At 38.1% G+C, this 12,940-nt stretch carries 9 protein-coding genes; 1 reads left to right on the plus strand and 8 read right to left on the minus strand.

Annotation, left to right across the window (positions count from 1 at the left end; translation table 11 throughout):
• Positions 1 to 2: 2 nt before the first annotated feature.
• Positions 3 to 851 (plus strand): 2-oxoacid:ferredoxin oxidoreductase subunit beta, encoded by an 849-nt coding sequence (locus tag HNR52_RS08015; RefSeq protein WP_013788996.1) that lies wholly within the window; start codon positions 3 to 5, stop codon positions 849 to 851.
• Between the two features lie 39 nt (positions 852 to 890).
• Here the strand turns inward: HNR52_RS08015 and HNR52_RS08020 are convergent, their stop codons facing one another.
• The 8 genes from HNR52_RS08020 to HNR52_RS08055 form a co-directional block, all read right to left on the minus strand.
• Complete coding sequence (locus HNR52_RS08020; RefSeq protein ID WP_435620245.1) at positions 891 to 2,762, minus strand: ABC transporter ATP-binding protein; 1,872 nt, start codon at positions 2,760 to 2,762, stop codon at positions 891 to 893.
• Positions 2,762 to 4,987 (minus strand): ABC transporter ATP-binding protein, encoded by a 2,226-nt coding sequence (locus tag HNR52_RS08025; protein ID WP_435620246.1) that lies wholly within the window; start codon positions 4,985 to 4,987, stop codon positions 2,762 to 2,764. Before HNR52_RS08025 ends, HNR52_RS08020 begins: the two co-directional genes overlap by 1 nt.
• Positions 4,981 to 5,484: a MarR family winged helix-turn-helix transcriptional regulator gene (locus tag HNR52_RS08030; RefSeq protein WP_435620247.1), complete on the minus strand. Its 504-nt coding sequence runs from the start codon at positions 5,482 to 5,484 to the stop codon at positions 4,981 to 4,983. The genes HNR52_RS08025 and HNR52_RS08030 overlap by 7 nt, the downstream gene beginning before the upstream one ends.
• 114 nt (positions 5,485 to 5,598) lie before the next feature.
• Positions 5,599 to 7,167, minus strand: coding sequence for a ClC family H(+)/Cl(-) exchange transporter (locus HNR52_RS08035; RefSeq protein ID WP_435620248.1), 1,569 nt, complete (start codon positions 7,165 to 7,167; stop codon positions 5,599 to 5,601).
• 168 nt (positions 7,168 to 7,335) lie between these two features.
• Positions 7,336 to 7,599, minus strand: coding sequence for a CRISPR-associated endonuclease Cas2 (cas2, locus tag HNR52_RS08040; protein ID WP_013789001.1), 264 nt, complete (start codon positions 7,597 to 7,599; stop codon positions 7,336 to 7,338).
• Between the two features lie 12 nt (positions 7,600 to 7,611).
• Positions 7,612 to 8,604 carry a type I-B CRISPR-associated endonuclease Cas1b gene (cas1b, locus tag HNR52_RS08045; RefSeq protein ID WP_435620249.1) on the minus strand — a complete coding sequence of 331 codons (993 nt, stop codon included), beginning with the start codon at positions 8,602 to 8,604 and terminating at the stop codon, positions 7,612 to 7,614.
• Entirely contained in the window at positions 8,601 to 9,098 is a 498-nt protein-coding gene (cas4, locus tag HNR52_RS08050; RefSeq protein WP_435620250.1) for a CRISPR-associated protein Cas4, read from the minus strand. The genes cas1b and cas4 overlap by 4 nt, the downstream gene beginning before the upstream one ends.
• A gap of 195 nt (positions 9,099 to 9,293) precedes the next feature.
• Entirely contained in the window at positions 9,294 to 12,740 is a 3,447-nt protein-coding gene (locus HNR52_RS08055) for an RCC1 domain-containing protein (protein ID WP_435620251.1), read from the minus strand.
• Positions 12,741 to 12,940: the final 200 nt, after the last annotated feature.

A 12,940-nucleotide genomic window follows, 5' to 3' on the forward strand; every position in this document is an offset into this window, starting at 1 on the left:
TAATGAATACCGCATTTGAAACCTATGAAACGGCGTGGTGCCCTGGATGTGGAAACTTCGGTATACTTAATGCTTTAAAGGACGCCCTTACTGAGCTTGGTCTAAAACCCCATCAAGTTGTGATAGCATCAGGAATAGGACAAGCCGCAAAGATGCCTCACTACATAAGCGTAAATGGATTTAATGGACTTCACGGAAGGGCTTTGCCTCCTGCAACAGCCATAAACATCGTAAACAAAGACCTTAAAGTGATAATAGACTCTGGAGATGGGGATACGTACGGCGAAGGCGGAAACCACTTTATACACGCAATTAGGAGAAACGCAAACATCGCCCACTTCGTCCACGACAACCAAATATACGGCTTGACAAAAGGTCAAGCATCACCTACGACAGCAAAAGGGCAAAAGACAAGTTTGCAGTTTGACGGCGTAATCTTAGATCCTGTAAAGCCAATAAAGCTGGCCCTTACAATGGGAGCTGGATTTGTAGCAAGAAGCTTTTCTGGAAATTATGAACATCTTAAGAAGATGATGAAAGAAGCCATAATGTACGACGGATATGCTCTTTTAGACATCTTCCAGCCATGTGTTACATTTAACAGGGTAAATACGTTTAAATGGTACAATGACAGGGTGTATGAGCTTCCAGATGACTACGACTACACCGATTTAGACAATGCCTTCAAAGTAGCTGATGAATGGGGCGACAGGATACCGATAGGCATAATATACAAGGTAAAAAAACCTACGTATATCGACAATATAGGCTTTTTAAAAGATGGTCCACCATTGGTAGATGCTAAATTGGACCCGATGATGGCAGAAAAATACTTAGATGACTTTCGATAAAAAGTTAGGGAACCATCCATTTGGATAGTTCCCTTTTTATTAGCTTGCAACTTCTTCGTCTTCAAATTGGCTATTGTAAAGCTTAGCGTAAAATCCGCCTTTTGCAAGAAGCTCTTTGTGAATGCCTTGCTCTACAATGTCACCGTGATCCATGACAAGTATGAGATCCGCATCTCTTATGGTAGAAAGCCTATGGGCAATGATGAAGCTTGTGCGGTTTTTCATAAGGTTATCCATAGCCTTCTGTATTAGGATTTCTGTACGTGTATCAACAGAGCTGGTAGCTTCGTCCAGTATCAATATCTTAGGATCTTTTAGTATGGCTCTGGCTATAGTTATAAGTTGTTTCTGCCCTTGTGATACGTTTGATGCTTCTTCGTTTAAAACCATGTTGTAACCATCTGGCAGCGTATGGACAAAGTGATCTACATGTGCTGCTTTTGCAGCTTTTATGACTTCCTCATCTGTGGCATTTAGGTTTCCGTACCTTATATTGTCCATTATCGTACCGTTGTAAAGCCATGTATCCTGCAGTACCATGCCAAATAATGATCTTAAATCGCTTCTGGTAAATTCTCTAATGTCATGTCCATCTATCAATATCCTTCCTGAGTTTACATCGTAAAACCTCATTAAGAGTTTTACCATCGTAGTCTTGCCAGCACCTGTTGGTCCCACTATGGCTACTTTTTGACCCGGTTTAATATCGGCTGAAAAGTCATTTATTATTATCTTATCTGGCTTGTATCCAAAGTGCACATGATCAAATTGCACGTGCCCTTCCACATTTTCGAGTTTTACAGGATGCTCTGTCTCAGGCACTTCTTCTTCCTCGTCTAAGAACTCAAACACCCTCTCGGCACATGCAGCCGTCTGCTGAAGTATATTGGATATATTGGCGATCTGCGCCAATGGCTGTGTAAATGACCTTACGTACTGTATAAATGCTTGTATGTCGCCGACTTGTATCGTACCATTTATGACAAGGTAGCTGCCTAATACGACGACACCTACATATCCTAAGTTGCTTACGGAATTCATTATAGGCATCATAAGACCTGTTAAAAACTGAGATTTCCACGCCACCTTGTAAAGCTCATTGTTGTACTCGTCAAATTTCCTTACGCTTCTTTCTTCGTAGTTAAATGCCTTCATGACAACATGACCACCGTACATTTCCTCTACATGACCATTAACATGGCCAAGGTAATCCTGCTGCTCTCTAAAGTACTTCTGAGAAAAGCGGACTATAAGGGCGATGATTCCCATAGATATAGGTATCATCAAAAATGTAACACCTGTCATCTCCACACTTATGGTAAGCATCATTATTAAGGCACCAATTACCGATGTGACAGATGTGATAATCTGTGTAATGCTCTGGTTCAACGTCTGGCTTATTGTGTCAACATCGTTTGTTATACGGGATAATATTTCACCGTGATTTGTACCATCAAAGTACTTAAGCGGCATGCGGTTTATCTTCTCCATTATGTCACGCCTAAATTTATACGTGACTTTCATGGCTACATTAGTCATTATCCAACCTTGTATATATCCCAAGCCTGAGCTTAAGATGTAAAGGCCTATAAGTAGAAGGATTATTCTGCCGATGTAGTCGAAGTCAATATTGCCTGTACCTGCTATCTTTGCCATGACACCTTCGTAAAGCTTCGTTATAGCCTTGCTGAGTATCTTAGGTCCTGCTATAGACAGTGCCGCACTTCCTGCCGCAAAAAGTATGACGAAAAATATGGAAAGTTTATACTCACCAAGATATTTCATCAATTTCTTCATTGTTCCTTTAAAGTCGTTGGCTTTCTCACCGCCTACCATAGGTCCATGGCCACCCATAGGACCATGTCTTCTCATGACAGGCCGCCTTGGAGTATTTGCGTTTCTTCCATCCATTATGCCAATTCCTCCTTTGAAAGCTGCGAATAAGCGATCTCTCTGTATGTCTCGCAGGATTTCATGAGTTCCTCGTGTGTGCCTATTCCAGCTATTTTGCCATCATCCAATACAATAATCTGATCTGCATTCATTATCGTAGATATGCGCTGTGCAACTATTATCACAGTGCTGTTTTCCGTGTATTCTTTTAAAGCCTTTCTCAAGGCCCTATCTGTCTTGAAATCAAGAGCTGAAAAGCTTTCATCAAATATATAAATCTCCGCCTTTTTGACAAGGGCTCTTGCGATAGACAGCCTTTGCTTCTGTCCACCTGAGATATTTGTGGCATCTTGCGATATTTCGCTGTCATAGCCATTTGGAAGCCTTTCTATAAACTCTGCTGCCTGAGCCACTTCTGCAGCCTTTTTAACTTCTTCATCTGTAGCATTTTCATTTCCAAATTTTATGTTTGACATGACAGTACCTTTAAAAAGGGAAATCTTCTGTGGTACATAGCCAATTTTTTCTCTCAAATCGTGCTGCTTCACATCCCTTACATCTACTCCGTCTACTAAAACTTGCCCTTCTGTGGCATCGTAAAATCTCGGTATCAAGTTTACAAGTGTAGATTTCCCAGAGCCCGTTGAACCAATGATAGCCGTCGTCTTCCCAGGCTCAGCCTTAAACGTAATATCCTTTATAGCATCTTCTTCTGCACCAGGGTATCTGTATGAAACATTTCTAAACTCAACAACACCTTTTTGCGTATCGTCAAACTTTTTGCTTTCCTTAGGATCCACAACGGTAGGCTGTGTCTCTAATACCTCCGCAATACGGGATGCTGACACAGATGCCCTCGGTATCATGATAAACATCATAGACATCATGAGGAAGGCAAATATTATCTGTATAGCGTACTGCATAAACGCCATCATGTCGCCAACCTGCATTGACGAATTGGCAATATCATGAGCACCTACCCATACGATGAGAAGCGTTATACCGTTCATTATAAGCATCATGACTGGAAACATTGTAATCATGACGCGGTTTATGAAAAGCATCGTGCTTGTAATGTCGCGATTTGCCTTGTCAAACCTGTTTTCCTCAAACTCTTGAGTATTAAAAGCCCTTATAACCATCATGCCAGCAAGATTCTCGCGAGCCACAAGATTCAACCTGTCTACTAATTTCTGCACAGACTTGAATTTAGGCAATGCGATAGAAAACACAGTCGAAACCAAACCTAAAAGCACTATGACTGCCAAAGCTATTATCCATGACATCGACGCACTTTTGCCTATGGCTCTTATTACACCGCCTATGCCTATCATAGGAGCATAGAATATCATCCTTATCATAAAGACAATAAGCATCTGTATCTGGGTTATATCGTTTGTGGTCCTTGTTATCAAAGACGCTGTGGAAAACTTGTCAAATTCCTCATTCGAAAAGCTCTCAACCCTTGTAAAAAGATTTTTTCTTATATCCCTTGAAAAACCAGCGGCAACTCTGGAACCTAAAAATCCCACCATTATAGAACATGCCGCACTCAAAAGAGTAATCAGCAGCATTATAAGCCCTGTCGACAAAATGTAGTTTGTCTGAATTTTGTCAGTATTCACTCCTAATGCCTTGTACTCAGACTTCACTGCCGATGTAGCAGCTTGTATAACCATATTGTCACCAAGGGATGTAAACTTCTTATTCATGTCATCAGTTATCTTCTGTCTCTCTGATTCAGGAATCCTTGCAAAAAGCGCAAATAGATCGGCATTTGCTGGTATCTTCATGTTGTTAAATGTGATAAATCCGCCTTTTGCGTTGGACTTCATCTTTTCAACACCTGATACAGCTAAAAACGCCTTGCCCATTGGAAGGTTTATCTTGTCTATTTCTGATTTATCTATGTTCTTTAGTACGTATATGGGCTCTTTCTTTAAATCAGGATATTTTTTTACGTACTTATCGTAATCTGAACTGTTTTTGTCAACTAACACATAATCATTTAACACATTGTTTTTATCGCTGTTATTCATAAATAATGTCAGTTTATCCATGGTGCTTTTCCTTACAGCATCTGGCACAGCATTGACAATGCCCCCTTGCTGGATTCCTTGGTTTACTATGTTTGACATGTAGTCAGGAAGGGACAGGTCGCTCATAGCCTGAACAAATATAAATAGTATGGCAACAATAGTTATAAATATATATGGCTTAAAGTATTTCCGTAATTTTAGCATCCATCAAAACCACCTTTCTTGAAATTATCGCTACTTTGACCACTGCTTGATTCAATCAATTTCTTAAGGGTATTAAGCCCCTTTACGATATCAGCATGTTCTTCATCTGTGGCTTTACTCATTATCGCCTCAAATCTCTCATAAATATTCTTGAAGCTTTCTTTAGACCTCTTTTTGAAATCCTCGTCTACTTTCACATAGACAACCCTCCTGTCATCGCTGCTCCTTATTCTCTTTACCATACCTTGTTTCTCCAACCTGTCTACTATGCCAGAGACAGTGCTGCTTGATAGCCCCATCTTTTCACTTAAATCGCTTATCTTCATCTCCCCATGTTGCATAAGGATTCCAATGATCATGCCTTGAGGTCCCGTTATCTTAAGATCTTTAAACTCACTTTCCATGTTTTTGTGAATCATATTCATTATGGATTTTAATGTCTTTAAAACATCTATTCTTTCGTTGTACTCCTTCAAAAATTCTTCACCTTCTTTCACTACACTTCTAAATCGTATATTTTGTACACGAATATTTTGTATGCTAAATAATTATATCGCCGCAAAATAAAAAAGTCAATAGGCTTTCTGAAAATCCCATTAACTTTTTTCATATCACATTTCTGTCATCTTTCTTATATTGTTTTTTATATTTACAACATCTTTTTCATTGCCAAGCAACACTATATAATCACCAGCCAGTATCTTTGTATTTCCTTTTGGTATTATCTCCTTCCCACCTCTTTTTATTCCAACCACAAGACAACTATGCGGCCATTCTATGTCTTTTAATTTTTTGCCATCTACAAAAGACCCGACAGCAACAGGCATCTCAAATAATATTTTAGCCACATCATCATTTTCATCGATATTAGCCATATTACCTTTGCTTTTTATTATCCTATCAAGCAGCGATTCATATATTGGCTCATTTCCATAAAGACCAGATACAATGTAAGCCGTTATTGATACAGTGCTTAAGGCAAGCAAATGGCTAAATGAGCCTGTCATCTCCGTAACTAAGAGGCTTCCTGTTATAGGTGCTCTTACGATAGCAGCAAAATATCCAGCCATAGCTAAAACAACAAAGTCCTTTAGGTATATGCTATTTATATTAAACGCATGAATGATAGTTATACCGTATAAATTGCCTATAAGCGCACCTATTGCAAGAAGTGGCATGAATATGCCTCCCGGCACTCCAGACCCATAACTTATTATTGTAAAAAGGAATTTTGATATAAGCAATATGACAACAAATGCAAAACCTAAGTCCGCACCACTTATCTTATCTACAAGACCTTCACCACCGCCAAGTACCATTGGCAGAAAAAGCCCTACGATGACTGATAGCAAAAGAGGCACAAAGACCTTTAATTGGGGCATTTTTACATATTTATTGTACAAATCTTGTGCTTTTAGAAGCGATTTGTTGAATATGATGCCTCCAAATCCTATTATCACTCCCAAAAGCAGCAGATAAAAATATTGAGAAAAAGGAACAATCGGCATATTAGTAATATCAAATACCGTTTTAAGTCCCAAAAAAGTATCTGTGACGTATGTCGCAGTAAGAGATGATACCATTGATGATACAAGAACGATTGGGGAAAAATTTTTATGAAGCTCCTCCAAAGAAAATATAACCCCCGCTAACGGTGCATTGAATGCCGCAGCTAAACCAGCGCCAGCGCCGCACGTTATAAGGTATTTCTCCTCAAAGCGCATCCTCTTTAATGATCTGCTGACACCTTGACCTAAAGATGCACCAAGTTGTACACATGGACCTTCCCGTCCTAAAGACAGCCCAACACCTATCATCAATATTGTCCCTACAAACTTCAATACAAAGATTCTTAGCCAATTTAATTTAAAATAGCCTATAATCGTCCCTTCCACCTGAGGTATGCCGCTGCCACTGATCATAGGCTCCAATTTAAGTATGTAGTTTGTAAATATGCCTATCGCAACTAAAAATATAAGCCATATAGGCAAAAGGTAAATCTTCGTTTCTAAAAGTTTATACATAGACAAAAGGTATATACCGGTTTTCTCTAACATAAACCTTAAAAGTGATACGACCAATCCTATCAAAACTCCAACAACTATCCCTTCTAATATAAGCCTGTCTTTGAAATTTTCCCTGTTTTTAAGCATTTCATAAATGCGGCTGCCGCCTTCCATCAGTACGCCTCCCATAAGTTTCATAAAAAAATTATACAACAAATTTATATATATGTTAAGACATAATCCAGAACAAAAGCCTTCTCTATGGCGCCAGTGGAAAGCAAAAGTTCACAAATATCCTTGATATAGCTTGAAAAATAATAAATAGCCATTCCCTTTGGCATCTCATACAAACAAGCTTTCGCCGCCTTTTTCAAGCCCTATTATTTCTCTATCTGAATACTTAGTAGTTCGCAAAATATATATAATAACCGAATCTTCATCTTTATTGATTATCCTTGAGATCTCACTCTTTAACTTTCTGAAATTTGCATCTGATATTTCACCTTCCAACACTGAATTTTGGACCCAATTAAGGTACTTCCTGCATGTCTTTAAAACTTTATTTACTCGCTTCTCATTGACATCATATACAAGTATGATAAACATAATATCACCTTTTTACCATTGAGCAACGAATGGCGTGTACTTTTGTTCTTCCATAAGATGTTTTTCCAGTTTATAAAGTTCAAGCCGTATAAGCCTACGGTATGAAACATTATTGCCTAACGATCTATGATTTATCGTAGTCTTTAGTTTATTCTCGTATTCCTCTATGAATGCCATCTTCGCTTTATCTTTAAGCAAGAGTCCTTCTGCATCTTCATCAAAATCATCTTTTTTAATGACGTTTTTGCCTATAACTGTGAATATGACTCTATCTATAATAATAGGTTTAAATATCTCTGATATATCTAAATTTAGTGTAAATCTTCTAAAATTTGTAGAGTGCAAATACCCTATCCTTGGGTCCAAATGTGTCTTGTAAATTTCGCTTAGTACTGTTGTATACATGAGAGAGTTTCCAAAGCTTATAAGAACATTTAGGGAATTTTTCGGCGGTCTTTTGCTTCTAATATCAAACTCAAAATCACCATTCCCCAATATCTCATCAAATGATTTATAGTAATACTCTCTTATATTTCCTTCAATAGCCATAAGCTCATTTATATCAGATGTTCCATCTATCATATCTCCTAATCTTTCTATGGCGTAAATGATGTCGTCCAAGCTTTTGCCTCGGTTTTGATAGTACTTTAAAACTTGTCGGATGTTTCTATATGCACCTTCTACAAATTTTTGTGCTATAAATAGACGTTTCTTCTCATCAATATAATTTTCCGCTTGTTTTAATATCATATATCCGGAATTTAAATGTTCCCTCGGATAAAAAGATCCAACGTAGTAGCCGTAGTGGTTGAAGAAGTGAAGTATTATCTCCGATTGTGATATAAACTCCAAAAACCTTTTGTTAAGGCTAACCTCACCAAAAATCATTATTTCAGAAGTATTTTCAACAGGAATAAACTTTCTTCCGTTTTCTCCTTCAAAATACAATGTGTTATCTTTTCTATGCAATTCTCCATCAGAAAAAATATAAACAGGCTTTTTCATGATAAGCAAAACTCCTTATATCCACAATTTTTGCAGTAAGGTATTTTCTTAAAAGCTGGTGCCTTGTCCATATTTATAATATCTCTTATTTCATTTATAACACTAACAACTCCCGCCTCTAACTCGCTCGTAAGAAACACATCGATCTTCTTTCTCTCCTCTGGGAAAAATAGTTGTCCTTTTGCCTCAATACCGTTTTGCTTCAATTTGTACAAATAAAAAAGAAGTTGAAGTCTGGCACTATCTAAGGCTTTTGAGCTTTTCTTTATCTCGCCTACTAACAAATTGCCATTGTCATTTCTCACAAGATCTATGACGACATTCTCAAAATTTATCTTCTTCCTGTCTCTGTCATAAGATATGTCGTCTATTAAGCGTCCCATCTCAATGTATGGATGCTCTTGATCAGGAATTATCTGATGGGCCATAAGCCATACCTGCCTTTTGCAAATGCTGTAACTTTGTATCAATGAACCTGTAACCTCAAAATCCATAATATCACCTTTGCTATCATATAACAGTAGAACTGATAATAAAAAAGCAGGGAACCCTTCCTATCATAATGGGTTCCAATACTTTTTTAGAATAATTATTTCATAAAACAAATTTTAAATCACAGCATATTTTGATTTAATTGTTCTGCAACTTTATCTGAACGGGTGTAGAGCTATACCCTGCTGTTCCATTGCCTAATTGATCATACTCATTACATTTCCAACCCAGACTGTACCGTCGTTCTTCAATGCTACTGTATATCCACCTCCTGATGATATTGTTATTACACCGCTTATTTCTTTTATCTGCACAGGTGTAAAACTCTTCGTTGTTGTTCCATAATTTCCATAATTATATCCCCAAGCCCAGACCGTACCATCGTTCTTCAATGCTACTGTATGGAGACTTCCTGCTGCTATTGCTTTTACATCGCTTATTCCCTTTACCTGTACGGGTGTAGAGTGAGGGTCCTTATCTGCTGTTCCATTGCCTAATTGACCACGATAATTATCTCCCCAAGCCCAGACTGTACCGTCGTTCTTCAATGCTACTGTATATCCACCTCCTGATGATATTGTTATTACACCGCTTATTTCTTTTATCTGCACAGGTGTAAAACTCTTCGTTGTTGTTCCATAATTTCCATAATTATATCCCCAAGCCCAGACCGTACCATCGTTCTTCAATGCTACTGTATGGAGACTTCCTGCTGCTATTGCTTTTACATCGCTTATTCCCTTTACCTGTACGGGTGTAGAGTGAGGGTCCTTATCTGCTGTTCCATTGCCTAATTGACCACGATAATTATCTCCCCAAGCCCAGACTGTACCATCGTTCTTCAATGCTACTGTATAGGTATCTCCTGTTGCTATCGCTTTTACGTCGCTTATTCCCTTTACCTGTACGGGTGTAGAGCTATCCGCTGTTGTTCCATTGCCTAATTCACCACAATCATTCGCTCCCCAAGCCCAGACTGTACCATCGTTCTTCAATGCTACTGTATACCAATATCCTGCTGCTATCGCTTTTACACCGCTTAATCCCTTTACCTGTACGGGTGTAGAGCTATCCGCTGTTGTTCCATTGCCTAATTGACCACAAAAATTCCATCCCCAAGTCCAAACTGTACCGTCATTCTTTAATGCTACTGTATGTCCATCTCCTGCTACTATTGCTACTATACCACTTAATCCCTTTACCTGCACGGGTGTAGAGTGAGGGTCCTTATCTGTTGTTCCATTGCCTAATTGACCACAATCATTCGCTCCCCAAGTCCAGACTGTACCGTCATTCTTTAATGCTACTGTATACCAATATCCTGCTGCTATCGCTTTTACACCGCTTAATCCCTTTACCTGTAAGGGTGTAGAGCTATCCACTGTTGTCCCATTACCTAATTGACCATAACGATTATCTCCCCAAGCCCAGACTGTACCATTGTTCTTCAATTCTACTATATGTTCCTGCCCTGTTGCTACCGCTACTACATTGCTTAATCCATTTACCTGCATTATCTGCACGGGTGTAGAGCCATTATATTCCCAAGTCCAGACTGTACCATCGCTCTCCAATGCTACTGTATATCCATCTCCTGCTCCTATCGCTACTATATCGCTTATTCCCTCTACCTGTACGGGCATAGATCTATCCGCTGTTGTTCCATTGCCTAATTGACCATGATCATTATTTCCCCAAGACCAGACTGTACCGTCATTCTTCAATGCTACTGTATAACGATCTCCTGCTGATATTGCTTTTACATTGCTTATTCCCTTTACCTGTACAGGTGTAGAGCCATCATATCCTCCCCAAGTCCAGACTGTACCGTCATTCTTCAATGCTACTGTATGATAATCTCCTGCTGATATCGCTACTACATCGCTTATTCCCTTTACCTGCACGGGTGTAGAGCTATTCACTGTTGTTCCATTGCCTAATTGACCACATTCATTATCTCCCCATGTCCAAACTGTACCGTCGTTCCTCAGTGCTACTGTATGGATACGTCTTGCTGATACTGCTACTACATTGCTTATTCCCTTTACCTGTATTGGTAAAGAGCTATCCTTTGTTGTTCCATTACCTAATTGGCCATAATCATTACGTCCCCAAGTCCAGACTGTACCATCATTCCTCAATGCTACTGTATGGACACCTCCTGCTGATATCGCTACTACATTGCTTACGCTTGGACTTACATTGTTATTTTTTGTATTATTATTTGTACTCCTTCCGCCACTGGTAGAACTTGAACTACCTCCATTATTACCATTATTTGTACTACCTGAAGATTTATCTTCTCCTGCTATTTTTACTGTGATACCACTTGCAATTTCAATATTGTCAGGCTTTTCCTCGATTGTTACAGCATTTGAATTTATTTCCGCTTTTTCAATCTTTCCTTTGCCTGTGACAGATGATGCGGAATTAACAATTAAATTTGTAACTTTTGCATTGTCTGCTAAGTCCACTTTGACATTTGGTGCATCTTTGCTTATAGCTAGATTCTCAACTGTTCCATTACCAATGCTTACTGAAACATTTTTTGCATTTACATTAATATCTTTGAAATTACCATTTAGTGTTATCTGTGCATTTGATGGTACTATGCTATCTATTGTAACTGATGTAAAGCCTTCACCTTTTAATTGGGCTTCTTCCAATTTTGCTCCTGATTTCAGTTCAACTTGATTTATATTTGTCGTACCCTGTGCAACTACTCTTATTTTATCATCATCTTTATTTATGATTACTTGCCCTATGCTGCTGTCTTCGATAATTATGCTATGTTCTCCACCGCCTTCTATAGTTGTTATCCCGTTTACAGTTACATTTTTTAAGTATACATTGCCATCGCCAATTGTTTTACTTAAAAGCAGATCCCCTTTTATTATTGTGTTCTTTAGTGTTACATCTGCTGCTGATACGATTACATTACCTTCAATTGTTTGTGTACCACTATCAGGACCAAAGGTACCTGCTTTATCGTATATAACATCCTGAGATTTTGTCTGACTGTTTATTGCGCGGTTTAGTATAACTACTGTTTCTGCCCTTGTTATGAAATTTTCCGGTCTAAATGTATTGTCAGGGTAACCTCCCATATATCCTTGTTTGACAACGGCACTTATGGCACCTTTTGCCCAATTAGATATTTCCCTTGCATCATTAAATTTGCTTATATCACTATTGTCTGTATCTTTTAAGTTTAATAATCTGCTAATGATTGATGCTGCTTCTTCTCTTGTTATATATTTATTAGGTCGCATTGTATTGTCTTCATAACCTGATATGAAACCCGCTGCTTTCGCCTTTTTTATGTCGCTATAATACCAATCGGATGGTTTCACATCAGAAAAATTTATTTGTACTGTATTTTTAAGATTAAAACTTCTGTTTACCAGTGCTATAAATTCTGCTCTTGTTATAGGGTTGTCCGGTTTAAATGCACCATCTTCGTACCCTGCAATTAAACCTTTTGATATCCATGAATTAATTTCTTTTTCAGCCCAATGTCCTGATATATCTTTAAATGATGTGTTTGTTGCTGCAAATGATGTAGATATTGTGCTTGTCATTAGCAACAAGACTGACAGAAATAACACAATGAATCTTTTCGTAAATTTGTTTTGTATATTCATCTTTTTACTCTCCTCCTACAATTTTACTTAATTATTTAATAATTTTGTAAAATTCAATCCATCCTTTTTTGAAAAGATAAATTCACTGTGCCTCCTTTAGATAATTGAATATTTTCGGCAACTTCTGTTGCCTGATATATCTGAATTTCAGGAGACATCTTTTAAATTTATCCCCCAAAATTTCATTCTGAAATCCTTTT

Source organism: Thermoanaerobacterium thermosulfurigenes (assembly GCF_051201035.1).
Taxonomy (GTDB): Bacteria; Bacillota; Thermoanaerobacteria; order Thermoanaerobacterales; family Thermoanaerobacteraceae; genus Thermoanaerobacterium; species Thermoanaerobacterium thermosulfurigenes.